12 protein-coding genes are annotated in these 14978 nt (G+C 69.6%); 6 read left to right on the top strand and 6 right to left on the bottom strand.

All coding sequences use genetic code 11. The features are described 5' to 3' along the window. Positions 1-2 precede the first annotated feature (2 nt). Positions 3-719 (bottom strand): FadR/GntR family transcriptional regulator, encoded by a 717-nt coding sequence (locus B8W67_RS11665; RefSeq protein WP_085304103.1) that lies wholly within the window; start codon positions 717-719, stop codon positions 3-5. Positions 720-781: 62 nt separating this feature from the next. Here B8W67_RS11665 and B8W67_RS11660 point away from each other — a divergent pair, with 62 nt between their 5' ends. Both B8W67_RS11660 and B8W67_RS11655 read left to right on the top strand, forming a co-directional pair. Next, a complete protein-coding gene (locus tag B8W67_RS11660; RefSeq protein WP_234806729.1) occupies positions 782-1699 on the top strand; it encodes a tocopherol cyclase family protein in 918 nt (305 codons plus the stop codon). After that, positions 1696-3564: a GMC family oxidoreductase N-terminal domain-containing protein gene (locus B8W67_RS11655; RefSeq protein WP_069391153.1), complete on the top strand. Its 1869-nt coding sequence runs from the start codon at positions 1696-1698 to the stop codon at positions 3562-3564. Before B8W67_RS11660 ends, B8W67_RS11655 begins: the two co-directional genes overlap by 4 nt. On the opposite strand, the gene B8W67_RS11650 is transcribed toward B8W67_RS11655, so the two are convergent. Continuing rightward, positions 3558-4727, bottom strand: coding sequence for a M20 family metallopeptidase (locus B8W67_RS11650; protein ID WP_085304101.1), 1170 nt, complete (start codon positions 4725-4727; stop codon positions 3558-3560). The two genes, B8W67_RS11655 and B8W67_RS11650, sit on opposite strands and share 7 nt — an antisense overlap. Before the next feature lie 124 nt (positions 4728-4851). Here B8W67_RS11650 and B8W67_RS11645 point away from each other — a divergent pair, with 124 nt between their 5' ends. Further along, a complete protein-coding gene (locus B8W67_RS11645; RefSeq protein ID WP_109470030.1) occupies positions 4852-5658 on the top strand; it encodes a purine-nucleoside phosphorylase in 807 nt (268 codons plus the stop codon). A gap of 102 nt (positions 5659-5760) precedes the next feature. Beyond that, entirely contained in the window at positions 5761-7383 is a 1623-nt protein-coding gene (locus tag B8W67_RS11640) for a phospho-sugar mutase (protein WP_085304099.1), read from the top strand. A 1-nt stretch (position 7384) separates the two neighbouring features. Here B8W67_RS11640 and upp read toward each other — a convergent pair whose 3' ends face one another. From upp to B8W67_RS11620, 4 genes are all read right to left on the bottom strand, one after another. Further along, the gene (upp, locus tag B8W67_RS11635) at positions 7385-8008 is read right to left on the bottom strand and encodes a uracil phosphoribosyltransferase (RefSeq protein ID WP_069391150.1); all 624 of its coding nucleotides are present in this window, start codon (positions 8006-8008) and stop codon (positions 7385-7387) included. A 36-nt stretch (positions 8009-8044) separates the two neighbouring features. After that, entirely contained in the window at positions 8045-9526 is a 1482-nt protein-coding gene (locus B8W67_RS11630) for a PE-PPE domain-containing protein (protein WP_163797160.1), read from the bottom strand. A gap of 147 nt (positions 9527-9673) precedes the next feature. Then, a complete protein-coding gene (locus B8W67_RS11625) occupies positions 9674-11221 on the bottom strand; it encodes a PE-PPE domain-containing protein (RefSeq protein ID WP_085304095.1) in 1548 nt (515 codons plus the stop codon). A 108-nt stretch (positions 11222-11329) separates the two neighbouring features. After that, a complete protein-coding gene (locus tag B8W67_RS11620) occupies positions 11330-12772 on the bottom strand; it encodes a PE-PPE domain-containing protein (RefSeq protein WP_131814640.1) in 1443 nt (480 codons plus the stop codon). A gap of 142 nt (positions 12773-12914) precedes the next feature. Between B8W67_RS11620 and satS the strand changes: the two genes are divergently transcribed. Both satS and B8W67_RS20300 read left to right on the top strand, forming a co-directional pair. Beyond that, positions 12915-14174, top strand: coding sequence for a protein export chaperone SatS (gene satS / locus B8W67_RS11615; RefSeq protein WP_069391147.1), 1260 nt, complete (start codon positions 12915-12917; stop codon positions 14172-14174). Between the two features lie 227 nt (positions 14175-14401). Then, on the top strand, positions 14402-14959 hold the full coding sequence (locus tag B8W67_RS20300) for an LGFP repeat-containing protein (protein WP_109470029.1): 558 nt from the start codon (positions 14402-14404) through the stop codon (positions 14957-14959). Positions 14960-14978 lie beyond the last annotated feature (19 nt).

Genomic DNA, 14978 nt, shown 5'->3' with positions numbered 1-14978 from the left:
GGTCAGCCGTGCCGCTGGGCGGCGGCGATCATGCGCAGCGCGCTGTCCCGCGCATACTGCTCGACCGCCGTGGCTGCCGCGTCGGGATCGTGTGACGTCACCGCGGCGACGATCCTGGTGAGCCCGGCGACCACGGCGTCGCCGTCCCGATAGGCGGCGGTGAGTTGGTGTTCTCGGCCGCCGAAGGCCTGCTGGACCCAGCGATACAACAGGGCCAGGGCGCGGTTGCCGGTGGCTTGGATGAGGACGTCGAAGAAACCAAGTTCGGCTTCCTGCCGCAACGCCGCACTGCCCGCGACACTGACCTCGGCCAATGCGGCGGGCAACTGCTCGAGCATCGGCTGTTGTCCCCGTTCGGCGGCGAGCCGGCCGATCAAAGCGCCGAAGGCGGTCCGCAGCTCGAGCATTTCCACCAGGAAGTCCGGGCCGAGCCGGCGCATCAATCCCTCCACGATCACCGGGTGGGTGAGGGTGGCGGGATCTGCGACCACGTTGCCGCTGCCGTGCCGGGTCTCGATGAGCCCCATCTGCTGTAGCCGGGCCAGCGCCTGCCGCAGCGAAGTGCGGTTGACGCCGAGATGCGCGGCGAGGTCGCGTTCGGGCGGCAGGACGGACCCGGCCGGGAAGGTTCCGTCCAGGACGGCGTCGACGATCGACGCGGCGATCTGCTCATCGACGCGGTGCCGCTCGGGAGGCACAAGAGGACTTGACTGGTTCATTGGTTCAACCAATATAGTAGTTCAACCGATATAGACGGACGGCGATCGGCGGGAGGCTGTCGGTGGACAACGAACTGGCGTCCGCGACAAGGCCCCGTTGGCAGGGCACCCCGAACCGTTTGGAGGTCTGGTACGCGACACTGTCGGACCCGGCGACCGGCGCCGGGCTGTGGGTGCACTCCGAGACCGTGGCGCCCACCGTCGGCGCCGCCTACGGCCACGGCTGGGCTACCTGGTTCCCACCCGACGGCCCCCCACGCACCGAACGCTTCGGCCCGCACCCCGCCGAACCGGCCACCGGAGCGACGTGGTTCGCCATCCCCGGCGCCCACGTCGGACCGGCCGACATCACCGGCCACGCCGGGACCCTGCGCTGGGCACTGACCTGGGCCGACAACGATCGTCCGCTGTGGACGTTTCCGCGCGTCGCCTGGGAGCACGAACTTTTGCCCGGCGCCCAGGTGGTGTTCGCCCCGACCGCGCGGTTCAGCGGCACCCTCACCGTCGGCGGTGCCACCCACCCCGTCGACGGTTGGCGGGGCGCGGTTTCGCACATCTACGGGCACGGCAACGCCCGACGGTGGGGATGGCTGCACGCCGACCTCGGCGACGGCGACGTCCTGGAGGTCGTCACCGCGGTATCGCACCTGCCCGGCCTCCGCCGCTTGTCCCCCACGGCCTTCGTGCGATTCCGTATCGACGGTGCGGACTGGCCGCGCTTCGGGCTCCCCGCGTTGCGGATTCGCACCACCCTCGGGGTGCGGCACTGGCAGCTGGCCGGCCGGATCGGACGGAGCGCGGTGTTGATCCGCGTCGACCAACCCGAGAATCGCTGCGTGAGCCTGGGTTACACCGATCCCGACGGGGGCGCGCCGATGCACGCCGCGGCGGGCCTGATCTTCGCGACCTACCCGCTCTTCGTCAAACTCGGCCGCCGTCTGGGTCGGCCACGTCGGGCCGCGTTACGGGTGGTGTCGTGAGCGGGCTGGCCACCCGGACCACCGCAGCGGTGGGTAGCGCGCTGCTACCGACCGAACACGGCGGGCCGCCACCGGCGCTGCTGGCCGAGCGGGTCGAGCGCTACGTCGCCCAACTCCCGAGAACCTCGCGGTGGGCGGTACGCGGTGGGCTGGCGGCACTGGCCACCGCCAGTTATCTTCGCACCGGCCGTTCGCTGTCCCGGCTGAAGCCGGATGACCGTGCCGCGCTATTCAACCGGATCGCGGGACTCACCGCCGACAGCGGTGGCGCTGTTGACGGGATCAAGGCCGTCGTCTTGCTGGCCAACGGTGCCGACAGCTATGCCGATGAACTGTTGAGCCGTGCACAAGACGATCACCCGGCGCGCCCTGACGCGGCATTGAACCTTCTCTGCGCCGCGGAGAGCCGATCGATCGTGTCCGCCGACGCCGTGGTCGTGGGATCAGGAGCCGGCGGGGCGATGGCGGCTCGCAGCCTGGCGCGCGCCGGCATGGACACCGTCGTTTTGGAGGAAGGACGCCGCTGGACCGTGGCGGAGTTCCGCACCCGCCACCCGATCGACCGGTACGCCGGCCTGTACCGCGGTGGCGGGGCGACCGTCGCGTTGGGCCGCCCACCGGTGGTGCTGCCGATCGGTCGGGCCGTCGGCGGAACCACCGTGGTCAACTCGGGAACCTGCTACCGACCGCCGTCGACGGTCCAGCGCCGCTGGCGCGACACGTACGGGCTGCGGCTGGCCGACCCGGACTCGCTGGCCGTTCACCTCCGCGATGTCGAGGAGCTGCTGGCGGTGGCTCCGGTTCCGCTGGAGATCATGGGCCGCAATGGGCAACTGATGCTCGACGCTGCCGAGGAACTGGGCTGGCGCGCGGCACCGATTCCGCGCAACGCGCCGGGCTGCCAAGGCTGTTGCCAGTGCGCGATCGGCTGCCCTCGTAACGCTAAATTCGGGGTGCACCTCAATGCGCTGCCGCAGGCTTGCGCCGCCGGGGCGCGCATCATCGCCGACGCCCGGGTGCATCGCCTGCTGCTCGACGGCGCGCGGGTGCGGGGAGTGCGCGCCGCGCGCCCCGACGGCACCGTCATCGACGTGCTGGCCGACACGGTGGTGGTTGCCGCCGGGGCCACCGAGACTCCGAAGTTGCTGTGGCGCAGCGGGCTCGGCGGCCATCACCGGTTGGGCCGGAATCTGGCGCTACATCCGGCCACGGTTCTGGCCGGCTATTTTCCCGAGGATGTCTACGCCTGGCGCGGGGTCCTGCAAAGCGCTGCGGTGCACGAACTGCACGATTCGGACGGGGTGTTGATCGAGGCCACCTCCACGCCACCGGGGATGGGGGCGATGGCCTATCCGGGTTACGGCCGCGATCTATTGGAATGGCTCGACCGGGCGCCGCGAGTCGCTACGTTCGGCGCCATGGTGGCCGACCGGGGGGTCGGCCGGGTGCTGCGCACGCCGGGTGCGGCCGTGTTGCGCTACAGCATCGACCGTGGCGACGCCGCCAAACTGCTGACCGCCGTGGACGCCATGGGCCAACTGTTGTTCGCTGCCGGCGCCGAGCAGGTGATCACCGGTCTGCCCGCCGGCCCCACCGTCCGCTCGATGCCGGAATTGCGTGACGTTCTGCGCCGGACCGATCCGAAAAGTTTGCGGCTGGCTGCTTTTCATCCGACCGGTACCGCCGCGGCGGGCAGCGACCCACAGCGGTGCCCGGTGGACGCCACCGGCCGGTTACGCGGGGTCGACGGCGTGTGGGTGGCCGATGCTTCGATCCTGCCGAGTTGCCCGGAGGTCAATCCGCAGATGTCGATCATGGCGGTGGCCGCAGCGGTCGCCGACGAGGTGATCGCCGCCCGTCAGTAGACGCTGGACTGGTCCACGATGTTGACCATCGTGCGCATCCCGACGGCCAGCGCCCGTTCGTCGAGGTCGAAGTTCGGCTGGTGCAGATCCAACTGGGGTCCGTGCCCCGACCACACCCCGAGGCGCGCCATCGCGCCGGGCACCTGCTCGAGATACCAGGAGAAGTCCTCGCCGCCGCCGGACTGGCGAGTGTCGGCGAGCACGTCCGGACCGACCGCCTCGATGGCGTGGCTGAGGATGCGGGTGGAGATCTCCTCGTTGACCACCGGGGGCACCCCGCGCCGGTAGTGCAGGGTGTGCTCGACGTTCAGCGGTGCCAGCAGCGAGTCCACGGCCTGCTCGACCAGACCCTGCATGCGCAGCCAGCTGTCCCGGTCGGCGGTGCGCACGGTGCCGGCCAGCGACCCGGTCTGTGGGATCGCGTTCGGGGCGGAACCGGCGTTGACCGCGCCCCAGACCATCACCGTGCTGTCGCGCGGGTCGACCCGGCGCGACAGCACCCCGGGCAGTCCGGTGATCAAGGTGCCCAGCGCGTAGACCAGATCCCCGGTCAGGTGCGGCCGCGAGGTGTGCCCGCCCGGCGAGGACACGATGAGCTCCAAGGTGTCGGCCGCGGAGGTGATCGGCCCCGGTGTGGTGGCGACCAGCCCGGCCTGCAGCCGCGGATCGCAGTGCAGCGCGAAGATCCTCGACACCCCGACCAGCGCACCGGCGGCGATCGCGTCGAGCGCGCCGCCGGGCATCAGTTCCTCGGCGGCCTGGAAGATCAACCGCACCGACGCCGGCAGGTCGGGCACCGCCGCCAACGCCTGGGCGACGCCGATCAGGATCGCGGTGTGCGCGTCGTGCCCGCAGGAGTGGGCCACCCCGGGCACCGTCGAGGCGTACGGCGCGCCGGTCTGTTCGGTCATCGGTAACGCGTCGATGTCGGCGCGCAACGCGATGCGGGTCCGGTGTTCGGGGCCGAAGTCGCAGGTCAACCCGGTTCCGGTGGGCAGGATCTTGGGGTTGAGTCCGACATCGGCCAAGCGTTGGGCGATGAACGCGGTGGTGGCGTGTTCCTGGCGGCTCAACTCCGGGTGGCGGTGCAGATGGCGCCGCCACGCCACCAGTTCGTCGACGTTGGCGGCCAGCCAGGACTCCGCGACGTGGCCGAGCTTCATGGCGTCGGGCCGCGTCGGGGCGCGGTGTCGCCGTGCGCCGACGCGGGGCTGCTGAGCTTTGCCGACATGGTCGCAGTATCTCACCGCCCGCGCCGGCGCTTCCCAGCGGCTAGAGTCCGCTGATGTGATCGACCCGGCGAACGACCCCACCACGATGGCCCAACTGGCGGCGCAGGCGCTGGCCGAACGCACCGGGGTGGGTGCCCATGACGTGGCGATTCAGTTGGGCTCCGGGTGGGCGCCGGCGGTCGATGCGCTGGGCACCCCGACCGCGGTGATCCCGATGGCCGAGTTGCCGGGTTTTCTGACCCCGCGGGCGGCCGGACATGAGGGCCAGCTGTTGTCGATCCCGGTCGGGCCGCACCGGGTGCTGGCCCTGATCGGCCGGGTGCACGCCTACGAGGGCCACGATCTGCGTGATGTGGTGCACCCGGTGCGCACCGCCATCGCCGCGGGGGCCCGCACCGTCGTGCTCACCAACGCCGCGGGCGGACTGCGCGCCGACATGGCCGTCGGTCAGCCGGTGTTGATCAACGACCACCTCAACCTCACCGGGCGTTCCCCGCTGGTGGGCCCGCACTTCGTCGACCTGGTCGACGCGTATGCGCCGCGGTTGCGGGCGCTGGCCCGGCAGGTGGATCCGAGTCTGGCCGAAGGGGTCTACGCCGGGATGGCGGGCCCGCAGTACGAAACGCCCGCCGAGATCGCGATGCTGCGGGTCCTCGGCGCGGATCTGGTGGGCATGTCGACGGTGCACGAGACGATCGCGGCGCGGGCGGCCGGGGCGCAGGTGCTGGCGGTGTCGCTGGTGACGAACCTGGCCGCCGGGATCACCGGGGCACCGCTGAGCCACGACGAGGTGTTGGAGACCGGCCGGGTGTCGGCGACGCGGATGGGAGCACTGCTGGCCGAGGTGATCGCGCGCCTGTAACGCCGCTTGCGGGGACCACCCGGCCCGTCTGGGCGCCCGAATGCGCCGTCGCCCGAGGACGGCGCGCCCTCACCGCAGCGTCCACCGGGTCACAATGGGGCGGTGACCCCCCAGGAGTGGATCGCCCACGATCCCGACCCGGTGACCGCCGCGGAGCTCGCGGCCTGCGACGCCGCAGAGCTCGCCGCACGGTTCGCCCGGCCGTTGACGTTCGGCACGGCGGGGCTGCGCGGGCCGGTGCGCGGTGGCCCCGACGCGATGAACGTCGCCGTGGTCTGTCGCGTCACCTGGGCGCTGGCGCAGGTACTGCAGTCCCACGGGGAGACAGCAGCGACCGTGGCGGTGGGTCGTGACGCTCGGCACGGCTCGGCGCAGTTCGCCACCGCAGCCGCTGAAGTGCTGGCCGCCCAGGGTTTTTCGGTGCTGTTGCTGCCCGGGCCGATACCCACCCCGGTGGTGGCGTTCGCGGTGCGCCATACCGGAGCCGCCGCCGGTGTTCAGATCACCGCGTCGCACAACCCGGCCGGTGACAACGGCTACAAGGTGTATGTCCGCGGGGGTCTGCAGATCATCGCGCCGATCGACTCCGAGATCGAAACGGCGATGGCCGCCGCTCCCCCGGCAGACCAGATCCCCCGCACACCGGTGAGCTCCACCGGAACCGACCTGGTCGAGGCCTACCTGGCCCGCGCGGCAAGCCTGCGACGCACCGACGGCCCTGTCCGGGTGGCGTTCACCGCGCTGCACGGGGTCGGCGGACAACCCGCGCTCACGGCGCTGGCCACGGCCGGCGTCGACGACGTACACGTGGTGGATTCCCAGTTCGACCCCGATCCGGATTTTCCGACGGTGGCGTTTCCCAACCCGGAGGAGCCCGGCGCCGCCGACGAGGTGTTGTCGCTGGCCGCGGCGGTCGACGCCGACGTGGCGATCGCGCTGGACCCCGACGCCGACCGCTGCGCGGTCGGGGTGCGCACCGACGGCCGGTGGCGGATGCTCACCGGCAATGAGACCGGTTGGCTGCTTGGGGATTACCTGCTGTCCACGCTGCCGGGCGAACACACCGCCGATGCGGTGGTGGCCACCACGGTGGTGTCCTCGCGGATGCTGGCCGCGATCGCCGCTCACTACGGAGCGCACCACGTCGAGACGCTGACCGGGTTCAAGTGGTTGGCCCGCGCCGACGACGATGTGCCCGGCGGGCACCTGCTCTACGCCTATGAGGAGGCCATCGGTCACTGTGTGGACCCCGAGGCGGTCCGCGACAAGGACGGCATCGGCACGGCGGTGCTGGTCTGCGATCTGGTGGCGGCACTGCGCGACACCGGCACCTCGGTCCCGCGCCGCCTCGACGAGTTGGCGCAGCGGCACGGCGTTCACGTCGGCGCCGCGGTGACCCGCCGGGTCTGCGACATCGCCGAGGCGGCGACGGTGATGCGCCGGTTGCGCGCCGCCCCGCCGGATCGGATCGCCGGGTTGGCGGTGGAGACGATCGATCTGGCCGGGCACCGCGGTCGGTGGCGTACCGATGCGCTGATCTTCACCGGCAGCGCCGACGACGCCGGCGGCACCGATGTCCGGGTGGTGGTACGTCCGTCGGGCACCGAACCGAAACTGAAGTGCTACATCGAGGTTCGTGTACACGTCGCCGACCGACTGGGCGCGGCCCGCGACCGCGCCGAGCGTCTTCGCGACGCGGTGGTCGACGAGGTGGAGAGCTGGTAGGTCAGCGCGGACCGTATTGACGGTCACCGGCGTCGCCGAGTCCGGGAACGATGAATGCTGCCGGGTCGAGCCCGTCGTCGATCGCCGCGGTCACCAGTCGAACCGGGGCCGCGGCGGCGCTCAGCGCCGCCACTCCCTGCGGGGCGGCCACGGCGCAGACCGCGGTGATGTCGGTGGCGCCGCGCTCGGCGAGCAGGCCCACCGTGTGCACCATCGAACCGCCGGTGGCCAGCATCGGGTCGAGAACCAGCGCCGGCTGGTCGGCCAAGTCCTCGGGCAGCGACGCCAGGTACGGCACGGGGGTGTGGGTGTCTTCGTCGCGGACCATCCCGACGAACCCGACCCGGGCTTCGGGGATCAGGGCATGGGCCACGTCGACCATGCCGAGCCCGGCGCGCAGCACCGGCACCAGAAGCGGCGGGGTCCTCAACCGGACGCCGCCGGTTTCGGCGACCGGGGTCGTCACCCGCACCGGTTCGCACGCCAGGCCGCGGGTGGCTTCGTAGACGAGCATCAGGGTCAGGTCGCGCAGTGCGGCGCGGAACTCGGCGTTGCCGGTGCGCCGGTCGCGCAGCGTGGTCAGCCGGGCCGCGGCCAGCGGATGATCGACGACGTGGGTCTGCACGTCATCGACCCTACGGTCCCGGCTCGGTGGCGTCGGTCACGCGCCGAAGAAGTTGAACACGTCGAAGATCAGCCCGACGGCATCGATCACCGGCGCCCCGGAGATCAACGGCAGCCCGTTGAAGATGGCGTCCGGTCCGATCAGGTTTATCAAGTCCAGGCCGTTGATTCCGATGTCGGCCAACGTGTTCTGCAACCAGCCCACCAGATCGGACCATCCCGACAGCAGGAACCCGTCGAGTGCGTTGGTGAGGTCGTAGGGGATGTGCATCGCGTCGCTGAGCCAGTCGGGCACCTGGCCGAGTCCGGCGAAGCCAAGGATGTCGTTGAGCGGGTCGAGGAAGGTGTGGATGCCGGCGTCCTGGGCGCCGGCGAACATCTGCAGCGGGTCCATCATCGGGATGAACCCGGCCAGGCCGGAGCCTTTCGCGAGTTCACCGGAGGCGTTCACCGCCCACGGGCCGACCAGTCCATTCGCCGAGGCGGCCAGGTCCCCCGGGTTGCCGTAGCCCCAGTTGATGCCCAGCTCCAGTCCGGGCTGCAGGGCGTGGCCGATCACCTTGCCGAAGTCGCCGAGTTGGTAGATCGGCCACAGCAGGGGGAGCTCGTCGGTTTGGAACATGTAAAAGGTGGTCTGGTCGATTGAGCCCAGATTCAGGGCGGTGTCCGCGGCGAGCTCCGGGTACTTGGGGTGTTCGGTGAGGATCCCGATGATCGCGTTGAGCACCGCGGGCAGATTGGTCGGGTCTTCGGGGAAGTTTGCCCAACCGTCGTAGGCGGCGGTGTAGATGTCGGTGTCGGCGAAATCGGTCGGCGTCGGCCCGATGCTCAGCGGCACGTTGAGGAACGGCAGGTGCTGAGGAGCGCTGGCGAACGGGTTGAACGCCTCGACTCCGGCCGGGAACTGAAGACGGGTCAACAGCCCACCGATCGGATTGTTCGGGCTGCCGACCAGCACGAAGTTCAGGTCGTCGCCGGGGATCCCCAAGTCCTGCAGATGTTGCATGACCACGGTGGAAATCACGGCGCTTTGCGAGTAGCCGAAGATATTGACCGTGTCGCCAGCATTCAGGTCGCCAGCATTCAGAGAGTATTCGATCGCGTGGTTGAGGATGCCGGCGCCGGTGGCCACCGAACTGCCGAAGGTCAGGTTCTGCGGGAAGGGCAGCAGGCTGCTGGGATCGTCGATCCCCGGGAAGGTCGGCGTCAGGCCATCCGACAACGGCGGCGAACAGACGATCGGACAGAACTGCTCCGGAGTGGACAGACCCAAAAACCCGGCACCGCCGAAATAGTTCTGGTTGATCAGGTCGACATAATCCTGGCCCGGCAGCGCGAAGCCGGTGCCACCCATGATCCAACCCACCTCGTCGTCGGAAAGCAGGGCTACCTCGGTGAAAAGCCGCGTCAGCCAGCCCGTCGTCACCGGCGGCAGCACGCCGAGGACCGCGACAATCAGCGCCGCGGCCGCCAACGCACCGAGCGAGCGGGGCCGCGCTGCCAGCGGTGAAGCGGTCACCGCAACCTCCTGGAACCGGGCACCGTAAAAAGTTGCGCCCATAATGCGCCAGATCGCCGGCAAAAGTGGCGCAATCCGAAAATTCGAAAATGCGCGTTGTCAGCCCGGGCATCGGCGTCGCACAAGCCCCGCTGGAGCTCGCCCGGATCAGGCGCCGAAGAAGTTGAGCAGGTCGAAGACCAGCCCGATCCCGGCGAGCACGGGTTCACCGGAGATCAACGGCAGCCCGTCGAAGATGGCGTCCGGGCCGATCATGCTCGCCAGATCCAGCCCGTTGATTCCGATGTCGGCCAACGTGTTCTGCAACCAGCCCACCACATCGGTCCACCCCGACAGCAGGAATCCGTCGAGTGCGTTGGTGAGGTCGTAGGTCCATTGCAGGCCGTCGTCGAGCCAGCCCGGCAGCCCTAGGGCGGGGTCGAGGGATTTCAGGATCGTGTCCACCGGTTCGATCGTGTCCAAAGCCGCGTTTTGCAGACCGGCGAGCATCTGCAGCGGATCCATCATCGGCAAGAACCCGGCCAGCCCACCACCGGTGGCCAGTTCACCGGAGGCGTTCACCGCCCACGGGCCGACCAGCGCGTCGCCGGCCTGGTTGATGACCTGGCTGATCGCCAGATCCCCCGGGTTGCCATACCCCCAGTCGATGCCCAGCTGCAGGCCCGGTTGCAGGGCCTCGCCGAACACGGTGGCAAGACCGCCGGCCTCATAAAACGGTGCCAGCAGCGGCAGGTTGTCGAAGGTGAGAAGGTGCAGCGTCGTGACCCCGTCGCCCAGCGGAACGTCGACGGCCTTGTCCAGATCGAGGATGGCGTAGGCGTTGTGCACGAACAGCACGCCCATGAGGGCGTTGAGCACCGCGGGCAGGTTGGTCGGATCCGCCGGGAAGTTCGCCCACCCGTCGTAGGCGGCGGTGTAGATGTCGGCGGGGATCACGTCGGTGGGGGTGGACCCGATCCCCAACGGCACGTTGAGGAACGGCAGATGCTGCATGGCGCTGGCGAACGGGTTGAACGCCTCGATCCCGGCCGGGAACTGAAAGCGGGTCAACAATCCGGTCAGGGGAGCGTTCGGATCGCCGATCAGCACGAAATGCAGGTTCGCCAGCTCCCCCAACGTGGGATAACCGTCCTCGCCGGCGTTGGCGATCAGATCCTGCATCACCACCGTGGAGATCACCGAACTCTGCGAATACCCGAACACCGCCAGCGGATCGCCGCTGTTCAAAACATCGATGTTCTCCCGGATCGCGTTGCTCAAGATCCCCGCGCCGGTATAGACCGAACTGCCGAAGCTCATCTGCGGCGGATAGTCGGCCGGGTCCAGCGGCGCCGGCAGCGACCAGTCCGGAATACCGCCGGGCGCACCGCCGGCCGGTGTGCAGACGATCGGGCAGAATTGCTCGGGGGTAGCCAAATGGGTGTAGTTCTCCAACGGGATGGCGAAGCGGGGCTCCATGAAGGTCCGCCACACCAAGTCGAAGTACTCGTCGTCCGGGGTGGGATTTCCGGTGCCGCCCATGATCCACCCCAGGCCGGCACCCACATCCTCCTGGCCGAGCAACGCCACGTCGGTGATGAGGGTCCGCAGGGCGGCGACCTGGCCTGTCCCGCGGTCCGGGAGAACCGCGACGGTGGCGGTACAGGCGATCGCGGCTGACAATGCGCTCAGCGACCGCCACCGCGCACCGCCCATCGCACCCTCCCGACCCGGAAATCGACACCCGGCGCAGGTACGCGCCGCGGCACTCCACGATGTCACACAATTCGTCGCGCCGATGCACGCGGGATCCCGGTTTCCCTTCTACGGCACGGGAATAACCGCGTTGAGCAGGTCGAAGAGCAGGCCGACCCCGGCGATCACCGGCGCCCCGGAAATCAGTGGCAATCCGTCGAAGATGCTCGCCCAGGAAAGGTCCACACCGAGCAGATCGGTGAGGTTCAGCGCGGCGATCATCTCGTTCCACCCGCTCATCACCAGCTGATCGATCGAGGCGGTCAACTCCACCGGGGCGTGCAGCGCCGCATCGATCCCGGGCGACACCGCGTCGGCTCCCGCCAGAGCCAGGATCTGGTTGACCGGGTCGAGCAGGCTGTGCACCCCGGCCTCTTCGGCGCCGATGAGCATCTGCAGCGGATCCATCATCGGCAGGAACCCGGCCAACCCGGAGCCGCTGACGAACTGGCCCCCGGAGTCGATCATCGAGATCTGGTTGAGCGCGTTGACCGCCCACGGCCCCGCGGGCAGCGCCTCGGCCGCCGGGTGCACCGCCATCCCCGGGTTGCCGTAGCCCCAGTCGATACCCAGCCGCAGGCCCGGTTCCAGCGCCGCCCCCAACAGTTCACCGGGGGCCCCGAGCTGATACACCGGCCACAGGATCGGTAACTGGTCGGTGGGAATCATGAAGAAATCGGTCTGCCCGGCCGCACCGAGATGGATGAGGTCGACCGCCGGATCGAGGTCTTTGTAGACCGAGTGCACCGTGGCGATGCCCATGAGCGCGTTGACGTCGGCCAACAGATTGGTCGGATCCTGCGGGAAGTTCGCCCAGCCGTCGTATTCGGCGGTGTAGATGTCGGTCGCGAACAGATCGGTCGGTGTCGCACCGATCCCCAGCGGGATATTGAGCAGCGGCACATGGGCGTCGGCGCCGGGGAACGCGAACCGCGCCAGGATGCCGCCCATCGGGTTGTTGGGGTTGCCGGCGAGCACGAAGTGCAGGTTGCCCGCGCTCGTGCCGAGCCCGTCGTACAGATCGGGCATCGCTGCGGTGGCGACGGTCGCGCTCTGCGAATAGCCGAACACGACCCCGGTGTCGCCTGATCCGGCCAGGGGTGCCGGCAGCGGGTACCCGTCGATGGGCGTCAGGTCGGCGTTCGGCCCGAGCACCGCGGCTTTGAGCACTTCGGCTCCGCGGTCCACCGAGGCACCGAACGTCAGCGTGCCCAACGGCCAGAACTCCTCGGGGGTCCACAGCGGGGCGATGGCTGCGGAGTCTCCGATCCAACCGCTGCGCTGCAGGATCCCGTCGACCACCGTGTCGAAGTACCCGGCGGCCACCGGGTCGGGGTCGAAGGTCCCACCCATCACCCAGCCCACCTCGTCGCCGGTGAGCATCACCTCGACAAGCCGCGCCACCCGCGTCTGCACCCCGAGCATCGGCGCGACACCGAGCGCGCTCAGGCACACCACCGCAAGCAGTCCCAGCGCCGTGGCCGGCGTCGCGCGTCGCCCAGCTGTGATCACCAACGTCCCCCCGCCTCTCCTGGCCCGACAAATTATCGTGCGTGCAAATTACTGCGGGTGTCACCCCCGCCGAGCGGGCCCGAACCGCCGCGAGCGAGGACCGTTCTCCGCGCCCGGGGCGCCCGTCGTTATCCTGTGCCGCATGGCTGCTGACCTCGTCCCGATCCGCCTGAGCCTGACCGCCGGCGACTACTACACCCTGTGGGCGCCACGCTGGCGCGACGCGGGCGACGAGTGGGAGGCGTTTTTGGGCAAAGACGACGACCTGTACGGCTTCGCCACGGTGGCCGACCTGGTGGCGTTCGTCCGGACCGACACCGACAACGACCTTGTCGACCACCCGGGCTGGCCGAGGCTGACCGAGGCCAACGCCCACACGCTGGATCCGGCCCGTCGCCGGTCGTTCGACCTGGTCGCCGTCGAGGAGTGGCTCGCGGAGGACCCCACCAAGAAGTCGGTGCGCTCCCTGGCCGGGGCGCTGGCGGTGGTGGCGTCGATCGGGTCGGTCTGCGAGCTCACGGCGATCACCAAGTTTTTCAACGGCAACCCGACTCTGGGCACGGTGACCAGCGGGGTCGACTACTTCACCGGCCGGGCCGGACAGGCGCGCTGGGAGGCGCTCGGCGAGGTCGTCGCCCGCAACTGGGACGCGGTGCTCGACGCGGTCGACGCCGTGGTGACCACCCCCGACGTGGACAGCGCCGCGGCGTCGAAGGCCGCCGACGAGCTCGCCGAACCGGCCCCGGAAGCCCCCGAGGACGACGGCGACACCGCGGACGACGGGATCGCCGAGCGGTCCGCCGAGAACGCCGCCCCGGCCGCCGAGCGGTCCGCCGCCGACCGGGTGGTGCTCGGCAGCGACGCCGATTTCTGGGCGAAGGTCGGCATCGACCCCATCCAGATCATGACCGCGGCGGGCACGGTGTACACGCTGCGCTGCTACTTCGACGACCGGCCGTTGTTCCTCGGCCGCAACGGCCGGGTCAGCGTGTTCGGCTCCGAACGGTCCCTGGCGCGGTACCTCGCCGATGAGCACGACCACGACCTGTCCAACCTGAGCACCTACGACGACATCCGCACCGCCGCCACCGACGGCTCGCTGGATGTCAAGGTCACCGACGACAACGTCTACGTGCTCAGTGGCCTCGCCGACGACCTCGCCGACGGCCCCGACGCGGTCGACCACGACCAGCTCGAGTTGGTGGTGGAGTTGGCCCGCGACGTCAATGACTACGCCGAGGACACCACCGCCGACCGGGTGCTGGCCGCCGATCAGCCGCTGGGAAAGCTCGTCGACCACGTCCTCGACGGCGGCGGCACCGTGCGGGGCCCGTTTGCGCCCGCGGTCAAACAGTGGGAGGAACTGGAGCGATTCATCGAATCGCGACTCCGGCGTGAATGACCCGGCGTGAATGACTCCCACTCGAACAGTGTGAACAGTGTGACCAGCGCGAACGATGCGAACAGCGCGACCGGGTCGCGAAAGACAGCCGTGTCGCCGTCCGCGTCACCGCCCCGGGGCCAGTTTCGTTAAATCTGTGCCCTGGGCCTGCCATCGATATAGTCTCGCGATACGCTCGCGCAGGGTTGCCTCGATCACGGGGCGCCTACCAACTCGAAGGGAGCACGATGCGCAAGGCAACGAAACGGGCCGCCGCCCTCACGGTGGCGGTCACCGGATTCGCACTCCTCGGTTCGGGGTGCAGCACCGATGAGGCCAAGGACAAGGCCAAGGACATCACCAGCTCTGTCAGCTCGGTGACGTCGTCGCTGAAGGAGAGCCCCGCCGAGACCACGACGAGCGCCGCGCCCACCTCCACCCAGATCGCGGGTGCGGACGGCACCGAGTACACCGTCGAGGGCGCCATCCTGGAGAAGTACAACGCGCTGGACGACGAGGCACGCACCGCGCTGGGTGCGCCGACCGACGCTGCGGTCACCAACCCCGACGGCGGCATCTTCCAGCAGTTCGACGACGGCGTGATCGTCGCGACCGAGACCGGCACCTACGTGGTGTGGGGCCTCATCCGCGACAAGTGGAACGAGCTGGGTGGCTCGCAGGGCGAGCTGGGTTACCCGACCAGCGACGAGACCACCAACGCGCAGGGCCAGAAGCAGACCACCTTCGAGCACGGCACCGTGACGTGGGCCGAGGGTGACGAAGAGGCCACGGTCGTCGAGAACTAACCCGTTCTGACACCGGCGA

This window comes from Mycolicibacillus koreensis, from assembly GCF_002104795.1.
Lineage (GTDB): Bacteria > Actinomycetota > Actinomycetes > Mycobacteriales > Mycobacteriaceae > Mycobacterium > Mycobacterium koreense.
Note: the sequence above shows the minus strand (reverse complement) of the source record. Positions and strands in the feature narration are given on the sequence as shown.

Bases quoted from the DNA above. Each gene is read 5' to 3' on its own strand.
- B8W67_RS11665 (WP_085304103.1), bottom strand. From the start codon at position 719: ATGAACCAGTCAAGTCCTCTTGTGCCTCCCGAGCGGCACCGCGTCGAT.
- B8W67_RS11625 (WP_085304095.1), bottom strand. From the start codon at position 11,221: ATGGGCGGTGCGCGGTGGCGGTCGCTGAGCGCATTGTCAGCCGCGATC.
- B8W67_RS11650 (WP_085304101.1), bottom strand. From the start codon at position 4,727: ATGAAGCTCGGCCACGTCGCGGAGTCCTGGCTGGCCGCCAACGTCGAC.
- B8W67_RS20300 (WP_109470029.1), top strand. From the start codon at position 14,402: ATGCGCAAGGCAACGAAACGGGCCGCCGCCCTCACGGTGGCGGTCACC.
- satS (WP_069391147.1), top strand. From the start codon at position 12,915: ATGGCTGCTGACCTCGTCCCGATCCGCCTGAGCCTGACCGCCGGCGAC.